At 66.1% G+C, this 22,624-nt stretch carries 18 protein-coding genes and 1 pseudogene; 8 read left to right on the plus strand and 11 right to left on the minus strand.

What is annotated here, in order from left to right:
• Window position 1: 1 nt before the first annotated feature.
• From G6N23_RS17200 to G6N23_RS17230, 7 genes and pseudogenes are all read right to left on the minus strand, one after another.
• Entirely contained in the window at window positions 2–5,134 is a 5,133-nt protein-coding gene (locus G6N23_RS17200; RefSeq protein ID WP_085259829.1) for a DEAD/DEAH box helicase family protein, read from the minus strand.
• A gap of 193 nt (window positions 5,135–5,327) precedes the next feature.
• Entirely contained in the window at window positions 5,328–6,911 is a 1,584-nt protein-coding gene (locus G6N23_RS17205; protein ID WP_157997506.1) for an SIR2 family protein, read from the minus strand.
• 63 nt (window positions 6,912–6,974) lie between these two features.
• Window positions 6,975–7,352, minus strand: a complete 378-nt coding sequence (locus tag G6N23_RS17210) for a hypothetical protein (RefSeq protein ID WP_085259766.1) — start codon at window positions 7,350–7,352, stop codon at window positions 6,975–6,977.
• 328 nt (window positions 7,353–7,680) lie between these two features.
• Window positions 7,681–9,588 (minus strand): helicase domain-containing protein, encoded by a 1,908-nt coding sequence (locus tag G6N23_RS17215; protein WP_157997505.1) that lies wholly within the window; start codon window positions 9,586–9,588, stop codon window positions 7,681–7,683.
• A gap of 18 nt (window positions 9,589–9,606) precedes the next feature.
• The gene (locus tag G6N23_RS17220; protein WP_162291746.1) at window positions 9,607–12,948 is read right to left on the minus strand and encodes a helicase-related protein; all 3,342 of its coding nucleotides are present in this window, start codon (window positions 12,946–12,948) and stop codon (window positions 9,607–9,609) included.
• A 264-nt stretch (window positions 12,949–13,212) separates the two neighbouring features.
• Window positions 13,213–13,636 (minus strand): annotated as a pseudogene (locus G6N23_RS22625) (hypothetical protein).
• Window positions 13,637–13,641: 5 nt separating this feature from the next.
• On the minus strand, window positions 13,642–14,424 hold the full coding sequence (locus G6N23_RS17230) for an enoyl-CoA hydratase/isomerase family protein (RefSeq protein ID WP_085259763.1): 783 nt from the start codon (window positions 14,422–14,424) through the stop codon (window positions 13,642–13,644).
• A 106-nt stretch (window positions 14,425–14,530) separates the two neighbouring features.
• Between G6N23_RS17230 and G6N23_RS17235 the strand changes: the two genes are divergently transcribed.
• Window positions 14,531–14,893 (plus strand): DoxX family protein, encoded by a 363-nt coding sequence (locus tag G6N23_RS17235; RefSeq protein ID WP_085259762.1) that lies wholly within the window; start codon window positions 14,531–14,533, stop codon window positions 14,891–14,893.
• Window positions 14,894–15,146: 253 nt separating this feature from the next.
• On the opposite strand, the gene G6N23_RS17240 is transcribed toward G6N23_RS17235, so the two are convergent.
• Entirely contained in the window at window positions 15,147–15,923 is a 777-nt protein-coding gene (locus tag G6N23_RS17240) for a thioesterase family protein (RefSeq protein ID WP_085259761.1), read from the minus strand.
• A 41-nt stretch (window positions 15,924–15,964) separates the two neighbouring features.
• On the opposite strand from G6N23_RS17240, the gene G6N23_RS17245 reads away from it, so the two are divergent.
• The 6 genes from G6N23_RS17245 (at window position 15,965) to G6N23_RS17270 (ending at window position 20,038) form a co-directional block, all read left to right on the plus strand.
• Entirely contained in the window at window positions 15,965–16,810 is an 846-nt protein-coding gene (locus tag G6N23_RS17245; RefSeq protein ID WP_085259760.1) for a class I SAM-dependent methyltransferase, read from the plus strand.
• A 93-nt stretch (window positions 16,811–16,903) separates the two neighbouring features.
• On the plus strand, window positions 16,904–17,680 hold the full coding sequence (locus tag G6N23_RS17250; protein WP_173675061.1) for an acyl-CoA thioesterase: 777 nt from the start codon (window positions 16,904–16,906) through the stop codon (window positions 17,678–17,680).
• 51 nt (window positions 17,681–17,731) lie between these two features.
• Window positions 17,732–18,967: a DUF4226 domain-containing protein gene (locus G6N23_RS22115; protein ID WP_085259758.1), complete on the plus strand. Its 1,236-nt coding sequence runs from the start codon at window positions 17,732–17,734 to the stop codon at window positions 18,965–18,967.
• 20 nt (window positions 18,968–18,987) lie between these two features.
• A complete protein-coding gene (locus tag G6N23_RS17260; RefSeq protein WP_085259757.1) occupies window positions 18,988–19,341 on the plus strand; it encodes a hypothetical protein in 354 nt (117 codons plus the stop codon).
• Window positions 19,342–19,391: 50 nt separating this feature from the next.
• Window positions 19,392–19,742 carry a hypothetical protein gene (locus tag G6N23_RS17265; protein ID WP_234808506.1) on the plus strand — a complete coding sequence of 117 codons (351 nt, stop codon included), beginning with the start codon at window positions 19,392–19,394 and terminating at the stop codon, window positions 19,740–19,742.
• A complete protein-coding gene (locus tag G6N23_RS17270; protein ID WP_085259756.1) occupies window positions 19,739–20,038 on the plus strand; it encodes a hypothetical protein in 300 nt (99 codons plus the stop codon). The genes G6N23_RS17265 and G6N23_RS17270 overlap by 4 nt, the downstream gene beginning before the upstream one ends.
• Here G6N23_RS17270 and G6N23_RS17275 read toward each other — a convergent pair.
• The 3 genes from G6N23_RS17275 to G6N23_RS17285 all read right to left on the minus strand — a co-directional run bounded on the left by G6N23_RS17275 (window position 20,013) and on the right by G6N23_RS17285 (window position 21,815).
• Window positions 20,013–20,786 carry a hypothetical protein gene (locus G6N23_RS17275; RefSeq protein WP_085259827.1) on the minus strand — a complete coding sequence of 258 codons (774 nt, stop codon included), beginning with the start codon at window positions 20,784–20,786 and terminating at the stop codon, window positions 20,013–20,015. The two genes, G6N23_RS17270 and G6N23_RS17275, sit on opposite strands and share 26 nt — an antisense overlap.
• Before the next feature lie 102 nt (window positions 20,787–20,888).
• Window positions 20,889–21,182, minus strand: coding sequence for a hypothetical protein (locus tag G6N23_RS17280; protein WP_133055453.1), 294 nt, complete (start codon window positions 21,180–21,182; stop codon window positions 20,889–20,891).
• 435 nt (window positions 21,183–21,617) lie between these two features.
• Entirely contained in the window at window positions 21,618–21,815 is a 198-nt protein-coding gene (locus tag G6N23_RS17285) for a protein-tyrosine phosphatase family protein (protein WP_085259755.1), read from the minus strand.
• A gap of 142 nt (window positions 21,816–21,957) precedes the next feature.
• Here G6N23_RS17285 and G6N23_RS17290 point away from each other — a divergent pair, with 142 nt between their 5' ends.
• Complete coding sequence (locus G6N23_RS17290) at window positions 21,958–22,605, plus strand: ankyrin repeat domain-containing protein (protein ID WP_085259754.1); 648 nt, start codon at window positions 21,958–21,960, stop codon at window positions 22,603–22,605.
• Window positions 22,606–22,624: the final 19 nt, after the last annotated feature.

The raw sequence follows: 22,624 nt of genomic DNA on the forward strand, positions 1-22,624 counted from the left end.
GCTACACCCTTCCTTCACCGAACACGTACGGGTGCTGACGCACCTGGGCCAGCCAATCCTGGCCGGGACGCAGTCGAAGTACCGACCAGCCGGCGTCCATGAGTTTGTCCTCAACCTCGCCGGCGTCGTCGGGCGACTCGGGTTCGACGAATACCGCCAGGCTGGAGTCGGTGTTGCGAAAGGCGAAATCTGCCCTGATTCCCGCGATCTGCTCGCGAACCCCGTCGGGCAACACGAGGTCATGCTCGACCAGTAGGTCGATGAAACCGCGTTCCAGATCCGTCTCGCATTGCGCACGAAGCTGCTCGACGTGTTCGCCACGTGGGCGATCCGCTGTCACCGCGGTGGTGGTGGCCGAGGCGAGTTTCAGCAGCAGATCCCGTACCGCGTGCCGGTCGATGACTGCGTGCTCGTGTTGGTTGGCATAGGACAGCAGGCAGTCATAACAGGCTTTCTCGCACCGTTCCCGCGCGCCGTCGGCCTGACCAAGGTCGGCGCCATCGGGGGTGAAGTGGGCAATCTGCAGGGCCTGGCGGGCAGCTCGGGCCAGCGCGTCGGGTTCGGTGTGCAGTCGACGCAGCACCCCGGCACCGCCCTCGGCAGATTCGGTGAACAGCATCCGGCCACGCTCGTCGTCGTCCGGAAGTGCTTCGCTGGACAACTCGGAGTCCTCCAGCTGGAACTCCGCTTCCATGCCGCGTTCCAGCGCATACCGCAGGCCGGTGGCGACCTGCACGGAGACCGGTGCCGCCAGCCGCAGCACCAGGATGTTGCGGGTGTCCTCGACGTAGGGGATCACCTTGTGTTTGGTCGGTACATCGGCGGCGTCCCCCAGTCCGTCGTCCTGCGGGGTGGCGTCCTCGGCGGCTTTCTCGCTGAGCCAGTCGCCCTTGACGGTGTCCAGCCAGTAGCCGAGCTCGTTGGGGTTCTTGCGACGCCGCCGGCCCACGTTGGTAACCCGCACCGTGGCGGTGTCGCCATAGCTCAACGCCACCAGCGGCTGACCGTCTGCACCCGATGTTGTCGCATCTAGCCGACCCAGCCGTGGCCCGTGCTGGCTGAACCGGTAGGAGGTGTGCAGTTCGAATCCGGCTCGGCGGCGCTCTTCCTCGTCGCTGGAGATGCGTTCACGCCGCCGAGTGAACACCGTCTGCATGCGCATCAAGCCGTGCTGCGGTTGCCCCAGCGCCGTGTCGCAGTTCTCGCAGACGTCCAGGCCGGGCCGCCGCACATGGTGGTAGGCACACGATTCGCACCGGTAGGCATCCTGCAGTTCGACGGTTCCGATACCGCCCGCGGTCATCGGCACCTGAATGCGTTTGACCTCGTAGCGCGCACCCTCGTGGTAGATGATGGCGCCGGGGCCGAACTCGCTGATTGCCAGGAACCGTGGCCGCTGTAGGTAGTTCCCGCGGGTTCCGGCCGCCTGACGCGCGCCGGGAATGTAGGCGGCCAGCGGCAGCCGGGGGAAGTTGTAGCCTGGCAGAAAGCCTTCCGAGGCGAAGTAGCGGTAGGTGTAGAAATCGGAGAATGCCTGATCGGTGTCTTCGTTGCGCAGCAGCCGCAGCTGGCCTTCGGCGTCGCGCCGACGTGCGTCGGCGGCGTCCCGCGCCCGTTTGGGCACGGTGGGCTCCAAGATGATCCGATTCTGTTCCTTCTGATCGTCCAGCGCCGCCCGGTAGAGCTCCCGCCACCGCTCGCAGGCGCGGTTGAACTGGCTTTCCGCGTTGGTGATCACGGCCTCGGCCCACCCGTCATGCCACCACGAGGTGCGCTGCAATTCCTCGGCCAGCGGAGCCATCAGTTCGCCGGCGCGATCGGTGGCGCGTCGCACCGCATCCGAGTCGGCCAGGGCACGTTGCAGGTCCGCCGACAACGGCATGTCTGGCGCGTCGAGGTCGAGCAGCTGTGGCATCCGGGTGTGCAGGCTCGCGCGGGTCTCGGCCAGCCACAGCGCATGCAGATGTGAGGCCAGCAACGCCTCGTTGGTCAGGTCCAGGCGTGGTGCGGCAACCGAGCCGGCGACCATGTCCTCCGACCGCCGGAAGTAGTACTGGTCGTGGGCATTTCCCGTGGCGCAGTAGGTGGTGACCAGCGCCGGCTGCCCGGAGCGGCCGGCGCGGCCACTGCGCTGGGCGTAGTTCGCCGGGGTGGGTGGCACGTTGCGCATCATCACCGCGTTGAGGCTGGCGATGTCGACACCGAGTTCCATCGTCGGCGAGCAGTACATCACCTTGAGATCGCCGCTGCGGAACCGTTTCTCGCGTTCCTCCCGGTCGGCGGCAGACACCTGCGCGGTGTGTTCCCGGGCGTGCATACCGCCGAGATCGGCCGCGGTGTTGCGGTACAGGTCTAGAAAGTACGGATTAACTCGGGTCCCCTGGTCGGGGTCGAATCCGCGCCGCAGCGGATCGGGTGCACCGTGCTTGCCGTCGCCAGCGTTCCAAATCACCGCGGAGGCTTTGAGCCGGTAGTTGGCGCCGGTGGCGCCCGGCAGGTCTACCGTCGTCAACAAGCCGGCACGATCGAGGGTCGCGAGCAGATCCTCGATGACCCTCTGGGCGTCAGAGACGTCCAGAGGCGCGCCAGCCAGGCTCAGTCCACTGCGTTCGCGGATGTAGCGCCCCACCGCCGATCGGCCGGTCATCCGGACATCGGCGCGCAGGGTGCCCCGCTGCCCGGAAGTGGTCGACACAGCGCCGGGGCGAGGCCGCGGCTCGTAGAGCGGGATCGCCCACAAACCAGCCAGATGCTGATCGGACTGCCGCTTGACCCGGTCGAAGCCGTCCTCGGTCAGACATTCCACATCGACGGCCAGTTCGCGGCGGAATTCGTCAAGCACGATGCGGCACAGCTCTTCTCGCTGCCCCGCCTGGGCATCGCGCAACGGTGGATAGGCGGGCTCCCACAGGCTGGCGTCGGCGGCGATCTCCTCCAGAGACTCGTACCCGATGCGCAGCAACCCGGTCTGCTCCAGGTTCGGCATCGTCACCCGCCAGCCGCGTTGTAGGTCGGCGTAGAGCCGATATTCGACGAATTCCTTGAAGGCCCGCTCGGCGGCGGTTCTCGCCCCGTAGACGGCTTGCGGGTTGGCGGAATAATCGGCGAACGGCAGCCCGAGCGCAGCCACCACGTGCTCGGCGACATCGTCGTGGCGCAGTGCACTCTGCTGCACCGCCCGGTGCAGCGCGCCGCGCAACTGGGTCATCTGCACGAAGTCGTTGAAGTGCCCGGTCTGCAGGCTGGCGTCCTGACGGTTGTCGACGAACGTCAACAGTTTGCGCGCCTCAGCGCTGAGTTCCGACTCGGGGATTTTGTCCAGCGACCGCACGATCGAGGTGCTCAGCACCGAGACCGCCGAACTGCGGCCCTCCACGTCGAGGGTGGCCAGCTTGGCGAAGTCGCTGCCGCGGGCCTGCTCATAGGAGACCTTGCAGCGCAAGCAGAACCGGAACGGAGCCGGCACGAACGCCGCGTCAACACCGCCACCGGTGACCTCGTTTCCGCCCACATCTACCCGGATGCGGCGCGGCAGATACTGCTTACGGCGGTCAACGATGGCACCGTCGATCAACCACGAGTCCGGCAGCCTGCCCTCCAGCAGCGGATCGACCGGCCACGGTTGATCGGTGGAGATGTAGAGGTAGCCGTTCGCCTGATCCCCGCCGCTAGCGTCACGATCACGCCGTGGCCGGTACACCACCTCAGCGCTCAGGGTGGAGCGGGCGACCACCAGATATTCTTGGCCGCACTCGCGGCAGAACGCCAACGGCATCAACAGCTGGTCGGGGTGGTCGGGGACCGTCACCTGATACTGCGAGGTGATGTGGCGGCGCTGTTCCTCCTCGATCGACACATAAACCGTGTCGCCTTTGGACAGGAACTGATGCAGCCGGAACGCGAACAGTGGCCGGCCCGTCGTTGGATTCCGGACCGCCGACCCGGCCAGCAGGGTGGCGCGGATCGCCTGCTCGCACTCGTCGACGGTGCAGCCGGTGCGTCCAGCCAGCCTCGCCGCCGAGTCGTGGACTCTAGCCGGACGCTGCCGGATCACCCGCCCGGATTGCGGTTCGGTGGTCAGCCCAAAGGTGGTTTCGATCCACGTCGCCAACGGTGACGAAGCGAGCGCGTCGTAGTCCCCAGTTGCGCCACACTTCCGTACTTCGCGTGTCAGGCCGCCGACGTCCTCGGGATCGCCGACGGTGGCCCGATCCAGGGTCTCCCCGATCACCCGGTCCGGGGTGATGTCGGTCCCGAACAGCGCGCTGGCGACCTCGGCGACTACCCGCTGCTGGTCTTCCAGCGTGCCTCCGCTGGCCATCGTCGCCGAGGTGCCGATGCACTGCAGTTGAGGGGACTGGCAGGCTCCGCGCACCCGTCGCACCAACATTGCGACGTCGGCGCCCTGCCGCCCCCGGTAGGTGTGCAGTTCGTCGAGGACCAAGAACGGCAAGCCGGTCGCCGCGCCGACCAGCCTGCGGCGTTCCTCGGGACGGGTGAGCAGCAGCTCAAGCATCACGTAATTGGTGAGCAGGATGTCGGGCGGATTGCGCAGGATCTCGTCGCGCCGCTCGTCCTTTTCCTGGCCGGTGTAGCGGGCGAACGTCACCGGCTCGTTGCCCTCGCCGTAGCCGTAGCGCAAGAACTTCTCCAGCTCGCCCACCTGACTATTGGCCAACGCGTTCATCGGGTAAACGATGATCGCCTTCACCCCGGGTTGGCGCGGTTCCTGCCGGAGCACGTGGTCGACGATCGGGATGATGTAGGCCAGCGACTTACCGGACCCGGTGCCGGTGGTCAGCACATAGCTCTTGCTGGACTGCGCCGTCTGAATCGCCTCCCGCTGGTGGCGGTGCAGTGTGATCGGTGCGGTACCGACGTCGGCCATATCTCGCTTGGGGCGAAAGATCTTCGCGCACTCCGGGTGCAGCAGATCCTCGGCAACCAACTCGTCGATCGACCCGCCCGTGGCGAACATCGGGTTCAGCGACAGCCACGGCTCCGGCCACTGGGTCTGCTTAGCCAGCTCGTCGGCGACGTGCTGGCTGATCCGCGGCTCACGTGGCTCGATGGCGCTGGTAGTGAACAGCCGATAGTCGTCGATCAACTCTTGGTGTATGCGGAAAATATCCATGGTGGTCACTGACCAAGGTGTGACAGGACGAGTCGCTGCGCCGCCCGACGACCACCGAGACCGGATCTGCAATCACCCAACGGGAACCCCTTCCGGCCAACGTGCCGACTCTTGTACTGGGAACATACCGGGGCCCGCCGACATGTGGGGTTGGCTCGACAGTCCGCGGCATCACCGGAAGCCCCATCGGCACTTACTTACCTGACCTCCGCGAATCGCGGTCGGTCGACCCGAAGCGTTCAAGGACCTGTTGCACCGCCAGAGCGGTCGGCTGGCGGGCGTCCTTCTCCAATATCTTCTCGACACTCCTCTCCAGGCCCTGGAGCGCCCGGGCGATCTCAATCTCATCTGGCGAAAGAAGTCCCTCGAACGAACTGTCAAGCAGGTAGGACGCGTACGGCGTTGCAAGATGGGCCACCCGATCCAAGATGATCTGCACGCGCCGTCCTGACGGCCCGATACTGCCGGACCCAATCCGATGAATCTGCAGCAAGCCCTTCCAGAGTTTGTCCAGCGGCGTATCCTGGATGGTCAGAACCGTGCCGAGTTCGTCGGATGACTCTTCCTTGATCGGGTCGATCGCGATGCGGATCTCGTCGATCAGGCGGTGGAAATCCTCGTCGGTCAGTGAATAACCCACGAACAGCAGATGTTTTGTCGCGAGCAGCGCTTGAACGATCCCGAACAGCGCACTTCGATCACGCGCCAGCTTCAGATAGTCCGACCGCGTCAAAACTATGTGGTCATGCTGGTCGACTGAGCCGTGTAACTTCAGCAACCACGGCCTCCCCTCAACAGCCCGGTGGTACGGCAGAACAACAAGGTCCTGGTCGACGGTGTGCCCGCGTTTGGTGCATGCGCGCTCGTACAGCTTGTCGTAGTTCGTGGTGATGGACTCCCGAACGCCCAATGAAGCCAACAGAGCGTGCGTCAGACCGATGTACTGGTATCCGTCGAGCTCTTGCTCAATTCTCTTTCTGAGCTCGGCAGGGCTACCCAAGTCCTGCTCGATCAGCGTTGCCTGGTCGCGGAAGTCGAGTTTTTCGAAGCCAGCCCGCTGCTCGTCGGAGAGTTTCGTCGGTCGAATCCGGTTGAGTAATTCCTGCCAACCAGGCAGGCCGGCATCACTGCTGACGCCCGCGCCGATGAAGAGCACCAATTGGCCGGCACGCGCAGCCTTTGCCAGCTGAATGGCCAACCTGCGTTCTTGGCCGGTCAATCCCCAAGCGGACTCATCATCCTCTCGTGCCTTCTGGATCGCGGACCACGTCACGTCATTGTCCGCACATAGCACAATGTCGACACCGGTGTCGCGTGCCTGCGCTCGGAGTTCGGAGATCAGCCTCTTGATTGCGTGTCCCTTGGCATCACTCAGGCCGCCGTCGCGAGTTCCGATCACCGGCAAGGCAAGACGCAGCAGTTCACCTTTCGCTTTGCGGTTGGCCTTGGCAACGTCGATAAACTCACCGACCACGCGCACGAGGTCGGCCACTTGCTCGTCAACGTCGGCAGGCGATACTGCCTGCGCCTTGCCGATTTTGCCCAGCACAACCAATGGCTTGCCATCATCCGATCGCGGATTGAACGGCACGGCCCGACGGTCCCATCGGAAGCCCTGAAGATATCCCGCTTGGGTGAGACCAACCGCCGCAGCAAAGCCTTCATTCACCTTGAAGGGCAAGTCTGTGGGTAACAGCCAAGCGTCGCAGTCGATGGTGCTGACATCGGCTTTGACCATGAACAAATGTCCCGGAGTTCTCGTCTCCATCGCTGTCATCAGGAAATTCCACCACGGCGCCATTCGCCACCACCAGAGGCAAACGGAGACTCATATGACGCCCTAACCACGAGCGAGCAACACCCCATTCGCACGATCCCCCAGCACTTTCAAGACCGGGTGCCGGTCAATCTGCTCAAGGGTCAACACGCGCTCCGGGCGGGTGATCCGGCTCATCAACTCTGCGGTCGGGTCAGGAACGTCAACCACCAGGCCGCGTGCCTCGTCCACGTCGATATTCTCGTAGATCCACAGTCCGTCCTGATGAACGAAGTCTTCAGTGACGAACCAATTGGCGATGAACACGCGCACCTTGGGCAGCAGCGTCCAGACTTTCTCACGGTCGATGACCGCTCGAGCCCCCGGCCGCGTCAGCGCCAGCCAGGCGAGCTCCCCGCCGACTGTCGTCACCTTCCAGAATTCCCAGCCATCTGTCGCCACGACAGGAACCGTAGCTGCCCGGCCCGTCAACAGCGACGGATCGTCGCCAGAAGGAGTCAGCGATCACGAACGCCGTCGAACGATGCTGCCCGGCAGGCGGTGGGACGCCCATCCTCGCAATGCCAGCCTCATTCCCGGCACGGCGGGGACAGGGGCCGGGCCAGGGTCAGCGGCTGCTCGGCGTCGTCGACAGCGGCGATCTGCGGGTGCAGGTCGGGGGCGGCCAGCCAGGTCCTGGTTCAGCCGGTCAGTGAGAAGCGATTCGTACAGACCCTCGTCCACGCGGCGGAGGTTAGTTGACGGGTCGGACAGGCCGGCCAATCCCGAACTACCTCTCCCGCAGCTGTGCCGGCAGTGCGCTGCTGTGCACAACCACCAGTTCCCGGTTCGGCCGGGTCAGTGCCGTATACAGCGGTCCCTGATGGCCACGGTTCTGTTTGAATGCAGCCGGCTCCACCACCACGACAGCATCGAACTCGATCCCGCGTGCCGAATCGGGGTCGAGGACGGTTACTTCCCGGCCGTCGCGTTCCCAGGGGCTCAGGTCGTGCATGGACCCGACCCAGCCACGCGACCGCAGGCTCTTTCGTACCGCGCTGGTGTCGGGACCGACGACGGCAACGGTGCCCAATGGATAGGCAGTCAGCAGCCGCTCCACCTGTGCGGCCGACGCATCACCGACTTCCGCCGGTTTCACCTTCTGCACCACTGGGGCCGGACCCTGCTGTTGGAATGCGTTGACGGTGCGCTGGTTTCTGGGAAGCAGGCGGGTGGCGAACTCCAAAATCGGCCTCGTGGACCGATATCCGATCGCCAACTCGAAGGTCGCGGTGTCTTCTTCGATCGCGATCAAGTCCAGGATCTCGGGCCAATTCGCCGGGGTGTGGTCCGACCGGCGCTGGTTGAGATCTCCCAGCACCGTCCATCGATCCTCGATGTTGATCTCGTCTAACAGCAACCAGCCCAGCGGGGTCACGTCCTGTGCTTCGTCGATGATGATGTGCGTGATACCGGCGAGCTCGGACGGCGGACTCACCTCCCATTGGATATAGGCAAGAAGTGGCGAATGGGCCCGCAGCTCCCGCGCATGTCGGTAGGCAGGCAGCGCGCTCAGGTAGGTGCTCCACTGCGGGTCGGTCGTGACCGCTGCGCTGTTGGCACGCATGTATTCGTAAACCTGTTCGGCCGAGAGCGCGGCACCATCGCTGGTCGTGCGGATCTGCCGGATGGCACGCCGCAACAAGCGCACCAGTTTCCAGTCCGCGTCCTGCGACGATGGCGAGATGTCGCCTTTCGGCGGGTATTCCAGCCCGAGGATGTGTTGCCACAGCTCCGGCAGCGACAGCACTCGCAGCTGTGCGGAGTTGCCGGCTAGGCGGTTGATGACGCCGAGAACATGTTTGGAGTACCCGGTGGTCGGCCCGATCAGCAGCACGTTGCCGGCAGCCCTTTCCTCTGCCGGGGTGTCCTCGTTGACCAGGTAGGCGGCGCGGTGGGATGCGATGATCGTCTTCCCGGTGCCGGGTTTGCCCTCGATGATCATGCTGTCGCTCGCCGGCATCGTCACCAACGCGTACTGGTCCGGCTGCAGTGTGGCCAGCACCGAATCCAGCCTCTTTGTTCGCGGAGCCTGCAATTGGGCCCGCAACGCTTCCTCCGCCCGAATTCCGACGGGTTCGTGGTCGGCGTGATCATGTCCTTCGGGTGCATCCGCCGAAAGTCCTTCGGTCACCGGGTCCAACGGTTTCGGCACATCGGGCCGTTTGGGCATCGTCGGCGGAGCAGGGATAGCCAACCCACGCTTGCGGAATGGGTGTTCGGGGGCATCGGTGCGGACAGTCTCGTCACTGAAATCCACGATCTGGCCGCCACGTCGCACCATGGTGCGGACGACGGCAACCTCGTCGCAGAGCTTGTGGTGTCTGGTGCCGCGGAAGAACGTGCAGGCGATCGGTGCGGTCCAGCTGAACACCTCGACACCGTCGAGTTCGGCATGTTTCTCGCCGATGTAGAAGTCGGATGCACCGTCGAGCACGTAGTGGTCTGGGCCGGCCAACGCCACGCGGCCCACCAGCTCGCCGGTCGGCACTTTCGGTCGTGACGGCACACCGCTTCCGGTCCACAGGCCGTTTCGTGGGCCCGAATAGGCCAGCGGGCGGTTGGCTTTGTCTCGCAATGCCTTTGCGTACCGCTTCTCCGTGGTCCGTTCGTCCTCGAGCTCAAGCTCCTTGCGCATCAACCTCATCAACCTCCATCAGGCCACAATCTCGATCACACAGGCCGCGAGCGGCTCAAGTCGAATCTCGGGCTGGACTTCGTCGTCCAACTCGGCAGACAGGGCATCGAAACGTTCCTCGGCGCGCCGGCGTTGGCTTTCAAACAGTGCGATCACGCGGTCCCCACGGCCGCGTGACCGCGCGGTCGCGATCCGGTTCTCGATGGCCGCGAGCCTGCGCCCGTACTGCTCCCGCAGGGTGATCGCCCGAGACCGCTGCAGTGCATCGAACTCATGGTTGCGCCGAGCCTGCTCGTCCAGGTGCCGGCGATGCAGTTGGTCCTGCGCGCGGTCAGCGAGCCGACCAATCCGGTCGACATTCGGTAACGGGGCGTCAGCAAGCGCGCCTTGGGCGAGCGCCGCCAACAATGCATTCGCCGGACCATCGCCGGCGTCACGGCCGCTGGCCGTCACCGCCGCACCCCAGATCTCGTCGCCCCCTCGAGATGCCGACACCGCTTTCGCCATGACCACAACGTAGACGCCGGGTGCGACATCTTCCGCCGTCGCGGACAGCCGCAGTGAGGCGAAGCGCGCTTGGCGATGTCCCGGGACCGCGGCCGCCGCCATCGCCAGCGGGCTGGTCGCAGTTAGCAATCTCCCGCCCCCGGTCCGCGCCAATTCCTGATCCAGCACCAGCGGAATCGACATCTCACCTCGCAGCTGTGCGGCAAGACCGCTGGTCTCACTGCGGGTGCGCTGCGCTGTCTTGGCGAGCTCCTCGACACGCCCGGCCATGGTGGGGTTGCCGTAGAACTCGGCACTGCGTCGATCCGCGGCTAGCCGAACGCCCAGGGCGCCGTCGACGCGGGCCCAGTCATCGAGCAGCTGCGCGAGCTCGTGCTGACCGATGTAGCGGCCGGTCCGAACCAGGTCGTCTTCAAGTCCGGCAACGTCGACGTCGTTGCTGACCAGCAGCGCGCTGGAGGCATCCGAGACGTCCTGCAGGCCGGCGCGTTGCTCTTCGATTGCGGTCAGCGCTTCGTGCATTTTCTGCTCGCGCTGCTCGTCCGTGAGGGTGAAGTCGAACCCGGCTTCCAGCACCTCGGTGGCGTTGGCGGCGATGATCGGCTCCAGCACCCCGATCGACGACTCGAAGATGCCGATACGATCCAATAGCCGCGACAGGATGCGTTCATCGATGGTCGCTTCGTTGACGAAGTTGACCACCAGCATGGTCTCTTCGACCTGGCCGATGCGGTCGATGCGGCCGATGCGCTGCTCAATCTCCATCGGGTTCCACGGCAGGTCGTAGTTGATCACCGCGGAGCAAAACTCGAAGTCGAGGCCTTCGCTGGCCACTCGGTTGGCCAAGACGAAATCGTAGGCCCCGGCACGGAAGTCGGCCATGATGCGTCGGCGCTGCTCCCGGCTGACACCGCCGTGCATGACCGCTACCCGGAACTCGTCCTCCAGCCGGCCGACGAGGTAGGCCAGTGTGGGCCGCGAATGGGTGAACAGCAGGGCCTGCCGGCCCTGGCCGTGTAAGTCGCGCAATGTCTCCCGCAGGCGGTCGAATTTGGTGTCGACCTCTGCCGGCAGCCGATGCGCTGCGGCCACCAGGCTGGCATGCGGGGCGATCCGGGCCGCCGAAGTGTCGGAGTCGGCGTCGGCGACTTCGCCGAAGCCCTGCGGGTCCAGCACCGCCCGCCGCGCCATCGGCAAACAGGCACTAGCCAGTCGCAGCGGCATCTGCATGGCGAAGTGCAGCGGCCGTCCCATTGCGGCGGCGCGATCCCGACACCATTGCAGGAACTCGTTATAAAAGTCGATTTCGACTGTCTGCCAGTGGATTGCGTGGCGGTTGAGGGTCCGTTTGGACTTCCGGTCGTCGACTTCGACCTTTTTCGTGCGGGTGATCACGGTCGAGAGCGTGTTGAGATCAGCGAGGTAGCGTCGTGCCTCCACGACATCGCGTGGGGTCAGGTGATCTTTGGCCAGCGTCTCTTTCAATAGGCCGAAGTCGGGACGCTGCATCAGCGGGTGACCGAGTGCAACAGTCCGCAGTTCGTCGAGCTTGCGACACAGTTCGTGGCCGTTGACGCCCTTCTCCGACAGACGCGCCGCGACGGCGTTGATGATGCGATTCGGTTCGAGCTGCAGCTCAAGGTTGCCGATGTCGCCGTAGTCCTCCGGCGCCAGCAGCTCCAACAGATTCGACAGGTCCTCTTGGCGCAGGTTGATCGGTGTCGCGGTGAGAAAGATCAGGTTCGCCGCCCAGTCGGTCAGCCGAGTGCCCAGTGCGTAGCTCTTGGTGTCTGAATTGCGCATGGAGTGCGCCTCGTCGACGATGATCAGGTCGAATTCCGGCGGCAGGTCGTCGAGTTCTTCGATGCCATCCCAGCTGCGCAGCCGTTCGATGCTGCAGATGTAGGCCTGCCGGCGCGGCAGCCGGTTCTGGCGGTGCTTTTCCAGGAAAGACCGCAGCTTATTGCTGTCGAGTTCCTCCACGTCGAACTCGAAGCGATCTTCCATCTCCTCTTGCCATTTGCCGACAAGTCCTGCGGGGCAGACGATCAGGACTCTATCGGCTTCGCGACGCGCCTCCAGTTCAGTCCAGATCAGGCCGGCTTCAATCGTCTTGCCGAGACCGACTTCGTCGGCGATAAGGATGCGTGCCTTACCGGTTTGCAACAGCTTGAGCACCGGCTTGAACTGGTAGGGCCGGAACGTGGTGCGGGTGGCCCGAAATGAGAACAGGGTGTTGGCGAACTTGCTCTGCAGCTTGGCACGGGTCAGCGTGGCACCGAATCGGTGTGCTGGGGTCGGTTCACGGGTCACCCAGTTTCGCGGGGCGTCGAGTTCGGGACGCGCCTTCAGCGAGGACTCGACCACATTTTGCTGGCGGCCTTCGACGATCACCGTGTAGGACCATTGCCCCGAGCGCCCGCTCACGAAGAATCGGTCGCGGATCACCACGTCCACGTCGCCGGGGTGAGTCACAGCGGCCTCGTTGATCTCAAACCGGGGCGCCGGAACAGATTGTGCGTCGGCCCAGAACTGCTCAGCCCACCCGTAGGCAGCCATCAGCGGGTGATCGTCATTGAGGCGATCAAGCGGGACGATCATTGCGTCACCCGGTGTGACGCCCCGAGCCACTTGCAGGAGCAGCCCGCCGCCGTCGACACCCTGGAACCAGTACAGCCCCTCCGGCAACTCGATCGGGGGAACGGCCAGTGCCCGACACTCAACGGCCTGCGTGACAAGTTCACGGACCGGCCCGTCGACGACCAGCACCCGCGGAAACGCGCCGAGGCCGTCGATGACGTCGACTCTCTCCGGGTCGGGACGGTAGCCGAAAGAGGGAGGATTAGAGGTCACCGATGGACCAGCCGAAATCACCGGTGGACACTCTCCTTCACTCTGCATGGAGACTCAAGAGCGACGCATGCAGACACTCGTTCTTGTCAATGGACGCGAGGCTACTGTGACCGTTCTCATGTTGACTATACGAGCCCGCCACTTTGCCGCTGGCGGGCATCCGAACCGCCACGGTCGTATCCCCCACCTCCGCCCCAACTGAGTGCGACTACCGGACGAAACCGTCCGACTGGCCCTGATCGGCTACCTGACCAAATAAGCCGGTCAACCGGACTCACCTCGCGCCGTCCTCAACGCCGCCGCCCGAATCCCATGCAGCATGTAATTCGTCGCCACGACGTGCAGCCGCGTCCCGATCACCAGCGCGCGGTACGCACGCCCATGTATCCCCGGAAACGCCGCGTAGGCCCGGGCGTGAACGCACGTCGCGCCACCCGGGACGTCCTCAACTCGAACACCAGCCAATAGCGCGAGAAGCGATGCCGCCCGGCCAGACTGAGTCCTGCTCAACACTTTCCACCACGTCGAAGCCGGCCCGGGGTTGCCGGCCGAGCAGTGCGACAAGGGGATTGCGCTCGGTTCCGTGCAGCATGGACTCGATGTAGCGCTGCAGGCCGGTCCACACGACATTGCGCGGTGCGTCGATGCGTACCGTGTGCTCATCGAGGTAGGGCAGGTCGATGGTCATAGCGATCACCCTCTCTCCGTCGACACGGATTGGTTGAACTCCTCGGATGCCAGGCAGCGCGCTTGCTCGGCGACCGCCGCGCGCAAGCTAGCGAAGTCATCCAAACCACGTCCGGCCTCCATAGCGCGCCGCGCCCCACGCACGGCCAGCGGCGGTTGACCCGCTAGGCGTTCGGCGAATTCGACAGCCGCCGAATCGAGTTCGTCGTCGTCGACCACCCGGTTGACCAGGCCGATCCGCAGCGCCTCGTCGGCGCCGATCACCTCGCCGAGCAGGATCAATTCCCTGGCTCGCCCCTCCCCGACGATGCGCGGGAGCCGAAACGTCGCCCCCATGTCGGGCAGCAGACCGTAGCGGGTCTCGGTCAACCCGACCCTGGCATCGCGGCTGAAGATGCGGAAATCGCAGGCCAGCGCCAGCTGCAGGCCCGCCCCATAGGCGTGGCCACGCACCGCGGCGACGCTGGGACAGCCGAGGGTGGGAATCCACTCGAAGGTCCCGGCCACCTGCAAGCCCAGCTCCACGGTCTCATCGTTCAAGGGCTGCTCGGCGAACGCGGCCAGTGTGCCGGCCATGTCTTCGGCCAGGTCGATGCCCGCACAGAACGACGGCCCGTCGCCGGTGACGACCAGACATCGCAGTGTCTCGTCGGCCAGCAGCTGCCCGCCGAGCTCAACCAGCTCCGCGCGCATCGCCGGGTTCAGGGCGTTGCGCTTGTGCGGCCGCGCCAACGTGAGCGTGCCGACGTGGCCGCGCCGGTCATAACGGATGGCCTGATAGTCGCTCATCCCCTGTAGACGATCCAGCCCCGCCGAACGTGACACCAGCGGTGTCACATCCCGCGGCTCCCGGCCGTCTTACAGAGGGACACCCAAAACGGAAAGGATTGAAACGATGAACAGTGCACTGTGGGCCGCCCAACTCGTCCTGGCCGTGGTATTCGCAGCATCCGGCACCGCCAAACTCACGATGCCCCGAGAGCGCCTCCTTGCCACCGGACAAACCGGGGTGGCGATGTTTCCCATGCCGGTGGTGCGTTTCACCGCGGCGATGGAACTGCTGGCGGCGGTCGGACTCGTGGCGCCGCGGCTCACCGGGGTCGGGCAGGTACTGACTCCGCTGGCCGCCGCGGGATTGTGTGTGGTGATGGTCGGCGCCGCTTGGGCGCATTCTCGGCTACAGGAGCCGGCCAGCGTCGCGCTGAACGCCGTGTTGTTCGCGGTGGCGGCCTTCGTCGTGTTCGGAACTCTGCTCTGACCAACGGTGTCGACGTAGCGGGCCCGCGGCGCGTCCTGCCCGACGGCGGTGGCCTGCCGGACTCGCTCCTCGCGCTCGTCGGCGTCGACGACGGGCGCGAGTTCGGTGCGCAGCCCCGTTCCGCCGCGTCGAGGGACATGGGGGTTGGTGCCCGACTCTGCGCGACAATTTGCCTTCCCGGGCTGACATAACGCTGAAAGTCGCTCAGAGGCGGGCAAAAATCCTGTCGCCCAAGGCCGGGTGCCCCGGACGCTCACACCACCAGCGTCTGGGTCGCCAGGCCCGCCGCCCCGGCGGCATCGAAGACCGTCGTCTGCGTCATCGCCCCGGCCCCGGGCGTCACCAGGGTGCGCGAGTCCATCCCGATCCACGGCCCCACCGGATCCCGGTGCAGCACCAACGCGAAATCGCAGTTGATCGCCGGATGCTGCGCCGGCGGGGCGCACGCGCTGATCCCGCTACCGGAGTCGCCCACCGTCAGCACCCGCTGCCACGGCGTCATCGACTCCCCGTTGACCAGCGTCACGTTCGGGCGCGCCCAGGCCCGCGCCGGGCCGTCCGCGGCGAAACCGCCGACCAGAAAGCACCAATCGATCGCGGACATGTAGCCGCCGACATGCCAGCCGTCGGGAAACATGAACGCCTGCGCGGCCGGCTCGCTCCCATCCGGCGTGGGCTCGGGAACATCGGTCGGGAAATCCGCTGAGGCCGCGGCGATCCGCCACGCCCGCCCGATCAGCACCGTGCGCCCGCCGGCCTGCGCGGTCGCCTGCAGCAGCTGCACCCGTTTGCCGGTGCGGATCTCCTCCACCGCGATGCTCAGCGGCGCCACCGGCACCGGGGTCAGAATGTCGATGCTCACTCGCGCCAGCCGGTGCCCGTCGCGCGGCTCATAACGCTCCATTTCGCGGGCCAGCAGCGCCGACGGCGGCCCGCCGTGCTGGCTCGCCGCACTCCACGGCCCGGCGGTCAGCGGTGAGCTGTCGAACTGTCCGGGACCGGTCTGGGTGTAGAACGCCTGGCCATCCACGGCTCTCAGGCTAGCGGTCGCGGCCCCCTACGCTGAGAGCCATGGTGAACGAGGAACAGCAGCAGTCCTGGGCAACCCAAGGTGTGGACTGGGTTGACAACGCGGCGATCTTCGAGGCGGCGCTGGCGCCGTTCGCCGATGCGGTGATGCGGGCCGCCGACATCAAACCGGGCGCTCGGGTGCTCGACATCGGTAGCGGTGCAGGGACTCTGCTGCAGCAGGCGGCGGCACTCGGGGCGACCCCGGTCGGCGTCGACATCTCCGAGCCGATGGTGGCCGCGGCCCGTCGGCGGGTGCCGGAGGCCACCGTGTCGCTCGGGGACGCCCAGACGCTCGATCTGCGGGCGGGCGGGCCCGCGTTTGACCGGGTCATCTCGCGGTTCGGGGTGATGTTCTTCGACGACCCGGTGGCCGCGTTCAGCAACATCCGCAACGCGGCGGCGCCCGGGGCGCGGTTGGCGTTCGTGTGCTGGCGCGAGGGCGACAACCCGATGTTCTCGGTGGGCGTCGACGTCTTGGCGGCGCGGCTGGAATCACCGCCTGCGCCAGCTGATCCCACCGCGCCGGGCCCGCTGGCCTTCGGCAACGCCGAGCGGGTGCAGGCCATCCTGGCCGACGCCGGCTGGAGCGACGTCGGCCTGGCGGCGTTCGACGGGGTCTGCAACTTCAGCATCGACGGCAGCGACGGCGTCGAGGAACGGCTGACGATGATCCTGTCCAACCGCACCGGCCAGCAGGCCCGCACCGAGTTGGCGGACCGGCTCGGCCCGGACGGGTGGGCTGCGCTCATCGAAGAGCTGCGCGCCGAGCTGCGCCGGCACCGCGTCGACGGGGTGGTGAAGTTCCCCGGCCACACCTGGGTGGTCACCGCGACCAATCCGGGCTGAGCACGATCGGAAAACCACGCGCGATAGCGTGACCGATATCGTTTCGCCCACCCCCGAAGGATCCCCGTGACTCCCCACCCCTTCGACCGCGCCATGCAGCTCGAACCCGTCGACGCCGGCGTGGTCCGCGGTGCCACCGAACCGCAGTGGGCCAACATGGTCGGGCCGTTCGGCGGGATCACCGCGGCGGTGCTGCTGCGCGCCGTCGAATCCCACCCCGACCGCATCGGTGACCCGCTGGCGTTGACGGTCAACTACGCCGCGCCGATCGCCGACGGCGAGTTCGACATCGCGCTGCGCGCCGCCCGCACCAACCGCAGCAATCAGCACTGGATTCTGGAACTGCGCCAGGGCGACGAGGTCAAGACCACCGCCACCGCGGTGTTCGGCCTGCACCGCGACACCTGGGCCGACATCGAAGCCCACCCACCGAAAGCCCCTGCCCCCGAAGATATCCCGCGAAGCGCCTTCATCGAGTTCATAATCTGGGCCAAGCGCTACGACATGCGTTTCACCGATGGGCCGGTTCCCGAGGAGGGTGTCCACAGCGAGTCGTCGACCACCACACTGTGGGTGCGCGACGCCGAGCAGCGGCCCCTGGACTTCGCCGCACTGGCCGCGGTCTCCGACATCTTCTATCCGCGGGTGTTCCTGCGCCGCGGCGGCTTCATCCCGGCCGGCACGATCTCACTGACCACCTACTTCCACGCCGACAAGGCGCAGATCGACGCCGTCGGCGGTGATTTCGTGCTGGGCAGCGCGCACGCCAACGCCTTCTCCCGCGGCTACTTCGACCAGAGCGCGCACCTGTGGTCGCGCGACGGTGCGCTGCTGACCAGCAGCCATCAGCTCGTGTATTTCAAGGATTGAGCGCCGCGGGGTGAATACCGCGATCGGCACGGTTGAACTACCGTCCCGGGTATGCCCGAGGAACTCGGTGCTCATGCCGATGCCGCGCGAGAACGCGAGGACGCGCTGGCAGGCCGGCTACGCACGACGACGCACCTGGACCGGGCGTTCGTCGCCGCGGTGCGCGGTGCTGCGCAGGTGGCGCTGCTCGGGCGCCGGCGACTCGACGGCATCGAGACCGAGATCCGCGACGCACTGGCCAATCAACAAGCGCTGGCGTTGGATACCCCCGCTGGCGCCCGCCAGTTCCAACGGTTCCTGACCGTCAAGACCCGCGACATCCACCAGGTGGTCGCCGACACCGTGGCGGACAGCCGAGCCCGCGCCGAAGTGGTGCGGTCCCTCAGCGGGGGCTACCGCGTCGAGGGCGGGCGTGGGCCCGGTGTGCAGGCCGTCGACCACACCGTCAAGAAGGCGCCGAGCAGCGCCGACCAACGCCGGCTCAATCAGGTCGACGCCTTCCGCGAGGTCTTCGGCCGCGACCCGGTGTCGGCGTCGGACTGGACGACCGCGGCCGCGCTGGATGCGCACACCTACGACCCCAAGTTCCAGGGCGTGGACTCCGAGGTGCGGGTGGCCCGGATCGATCCGGTGCCCGGGCAGGGCGTGGTGCGCGCGTCGCAGTGGATTCCACAGCGCGATGTCAAGAGCGGCTTCTTCGCCCGCGACTTCGGCAACGAACGCGGGCCCAATGCGCAGTTTGATCCTGAAGACACCAAGGTCACCACCTACATCGACTATGACAACGGGATCGTGGTGCTGCGGCAGAACCCGTCCGTCGAACTCAACGACAGCGGTGGCCCCGGAAGAGTGAAAGTCGGTGTCCCCCAGGGTAGTGTCATGCAAGCCCCGGACGGTTCGGTCCGCATCAAGTACGACGCCGGAAACCCGCTGGTGCCGGGATTCACCAACGACGCCCACGGACCGTTCGGCGACCACCGCTTGAGCGTCAACGGCGACCTGGTGTTCACCCCAGGCCCCTTGGGTCTGCGCGTGGATGGCACGCGGACGGACTACCCGTCACTGGAGGTGTACCAAGACCTGCCGAACGGAACGACCCGGACGGTGTTGATCGATCCCGCCCAGTCCGGCAGCAGCGTGGGCCCCGTGTTCAATCTGCCGTTTCACCACGAGATCGGGCTGGGTAGTTTCACCTTCGATCAGTTCGACCCCGGAGCGGGGACCGATTTCGGGTCACGATACGCGCCGCCGTCAGCATCAACGAACAACGGCGGAGCGCTGCCCTGATTACCGAAAGGAGCTGCTGAATGCCCAGCGCACTACTGGCCCGCTTCCGTGACATCGACACGGACGTGTGGCGCAGGGCCACCTGGCTCCTGCCGGTCGCCATCCAACCGGTACTGGCGCTGTTGGTGGGCATCACGTCATTGCTGGTGGACCGGCTGCTGGGACCGCACCTCGGTTTTCGGCCGATTGTCTTGATCGCAACGGCCATTACGACTGCCCTGTCGGTGGCGTTCGGGGCGATGGTGGCCGTCTGCGGATCGGCGCGTCGTCGTGCCTTCGGCCTCAGCATCATCGGATCCGGGTTGGCCGTGATGATCGGTGCCCCCACCTACGCGCTGTTCCTGATGTTGCCCTCAGATGCGGCGGTGAGATGACAGCAGACCACCAGCCCGCAGCTGACTCTCCCACAGAAAGGCGATAGTGCATGCTACGCACGACACTGTCTCAAATCCGTCTGCAGGACAACGACGTCTGGAGGACCGCCACCCGATCATCGCCGATCGTCGTCCAGTTCGTGTGGGCTGCGTTGTTCGGCATCGGCTGGCTGCTGGGGCGCCGGCCAGTCGAAAGCCACATCGAGTTTCGCATCTTGGTGACGGTCGCGACTGTCCTGACCACAGTCGTCGCGTTGTCGATCGGCAAGGCGCTGTTGCGCAGCGATTCAACTCGTCGCCGCGGCGTGGGTCTGGGGATCGCCGGCTCGGGCATAGCTGTCTTGGTCGGTGGGTTGGCCTTCGCACTGATCTTCTTGCCCATCGTGGAGCCCGCCTCATGAGCACCCCGACGCCGGCAGACCGGTACGGCCCACGCGGCTTCGCCGCTGCGCTGGCCACTATCGCCATCGTCGAAACTGCCACGTGGGCTTGGCTTCCGTATTGGATGATCAACTTGTTCTTCTTCGGTGTGGCCACGGTGGTAGTCGTGCCGACAGCATTGTTCATGCGCGAAATGCCCGGAGAGATCGGTGAAGTCGGCCGGGGCATGCTCATCGGCTACCTCGCCACGCCGTTGACCATCGCGCTAACCGTCATCCCGACGGTGGTGGTCACCCAGCTACTGCATCTGGCCTGAACTCACCGGGGCGGCGCGGATCGTCGTATTTGCCGGTGAGCAGCTTCGACACCGTGGCCGGCTTCCAGTGCCGGCCGGTCGGAGTGCGCTGCCCGGTCGAGTTCAGCACCCGCGCGGTGGCGGCCTGGGTGACACCGCAGCCGTACACCAGCCAGCTCGCGTAGAACTTGAGCAGCCCCTTGCGTTGCGACCACGGCACCGACGGCGACGGCAGCACCGGCGGCAGCGAGTGCGCCGCCGTAGTACCGCGTTCCGGCAGTCTCCCCACCGCAGGAGTTGCACCGGTTTTGGCCAGCGCCAACTCGATCTCCCGGCTCAGGCTCGTGACACCGGCCACCGCCAGCGCCGCGCGGTCGAGCTCGTCGACGGTCTGCACTTCCAGCCGCAGCGCCTGGTCGATCTCATTGATTCCGCCGTCGGTGGGCACCCGGAAAAGCTCCCGGTAAATCAGCAGGTTCAAACCGTGGCGCTGCAGCACCAGACTGAGCCGCCGCAGGTGCTGCTCGCGCAGAAAATCCGGGCCCGGAAACGGCACCCAGACGTCGATCCGGCCGGCGATGGCACGGCTCAGTGCATCGACGACGGCCTCGACCTGGGTCAAGTCGTGTTCCCGAGCGGCCGCCCCGTCGTCGAATCCGAAGGTGTCGACGATGGTGTAGCCTCGCTCGCCGGCGTCGACGGACAAGTCGCCGCGATGGGCCACGGTGTCACGGTCTCCGAGCAGAATGATCGGTGTGGAGTGCGGCATCGATACCTCCCGATTCATGAAGCCCCCGTGGGGAAGTGTTGGTGAAAGGAATGTATCGGCGACCACCGACAAGTTCTGGCTGCCGGCAACCGGGGGTCGCTGTCACTCCTCCCGCTCCCCGGCGTTCCACTCGCGGGCAACGGCACGCAACTCAGTGCGCACCGCGGAGCGACGATGCTCCGGGCGGTGATGGCAGTGGCACATCCAGCAGCTGCACACGTTCGTTCCGGTGTAGACGAATTCCCAGTAACAGCGGCCGATACGGCCGATCGACCAGCCGGGATCGAGCGCGGGCAGATCGCAGTCGAGACCACCGCAGGCATGCACCGCACAAACGCGGACTTCACGGCGGGCGAGGCGGACGCGGTAGGGGCTGTGGGCATCGGTACGGGACACAACGGTCTCCTCGGACGGGGTAGCCCCCGCCGAGTCCACGGTCGATCCGCGGAGCGGGGGCTACGGCGTGAGCGGGAGACCGCCGGCCGAGAACAGCGCGTGCATGAGAAAGGATCCTACGAGGTGGGGGTGACAGGATCCACCGCCCAGCGATCCGGGGGTGTACGAACGAGGTCAGCAATCCTCACCAGCTGAATGGGGTCGCGGCGGACTTCAGCGCCCCATCGCGCGGGCGCATCCCAATTCACGAATCCTCCTCCGAGGCCGGGTGATCCGTCAGAGAGCGACGATGCTCCCACTCTTCAATAGCAGCAGCCTCGGCTCGTCGACTGCGCTTGCGTTCTGCGCCCGCGATTTGTTCAGCGCGGCAGGAGGCGAACGAGCGTTGCCATTCTTTAGGAGGTTGAGGCTCTCCGATCCACCCTTTCTCGGCGCTCATCGCTCCCCCGGAACCAACCGTCGCAACGACTCCCGAAAGGCGTCATCGGCCGATGAATCCGGCAGCACCGCACCCACATCGGCCAGCGCGTCATCGATGCCGGTGCCCTGCCGTCGCGCCCCGTAGAGCGCCCCCAGGGTGGGGGTACGACTGGCGGCCTGCACGCAGTGCAGGAACACGGCACTCAGCCCCACGGCAACTCTCTCCGTCCAGAACAACTGGCACCAGGCTATCGACGGGTACCGACAAGTCCTTTCCGCCGAACGACCGACAGTTTTTGTCGGACCCCCTGACTACGTTCGAGCCATGGACGAACCCCCTTTAGATTGGCCCGGCGTGCTGGAACCCTCCCTGATGTCACAGGAAGCCAGCACCGCCGGGCAACACCTGGCCGACGCCGCCGAAGCCGGCGACTGGCCGGCCCTGTTCGATCTGCTGGATGCCACCCCGACGCTCAGCGTCAACCAGCCGCGGCCCGGAAGCCCCCAGTGGCTCACCCCGCTGCACCAGGCCGCCCGCCACGGGGCACCGGCGAAAGTCTTTGCCGCGCTGCTCGATCGCGGCGCGCTGCGCGGCCTGCGCGACGCCCGCGGCTTCACCGCCTGCGACATCGCCGAGGACATCGGGCATCCCGCGGTGCTGATCTCCGTGCTGACTCCGCCGCCGTCGCCGCTGTCGGCCGAGCGGATCCGCAGCCTCGACGCCAACCTGGAGTGGGCGATCGACGGCGTCATCCGCACCGCGCAGCTTTTCGACGGCCACGACGACCACGCCCTGCGACGGATGTTGCGCTATCCCCCGGTGGCCGTGCTGCACGAAGCACCCGGCCACTCGGTGCGCCTGGCGATCCCGGGGCTATCCGGCGGAGTCCGGGTGACGCTGCGGCGCGGCTACCTGGAGGCGGCGAGCGGGCTCGGGCCCACCGCACAGACCCGGGTGATCACCCACCGGGGTGTGGTGCTGACCACAGAAGGCGGCACCTGATTCGTCGCGTAACGTGACG

This window comes from Mycolicibacter terrae, from assembly GCF_010727125.1.
In the GTDB taxonomy this organism is placed as follows: Bacteria; Actinomycetota; Actinomycetes; order Mycobacteriales; family Mycobacteriaceae; genus Mycobacterium; species Mycobacterium terrae.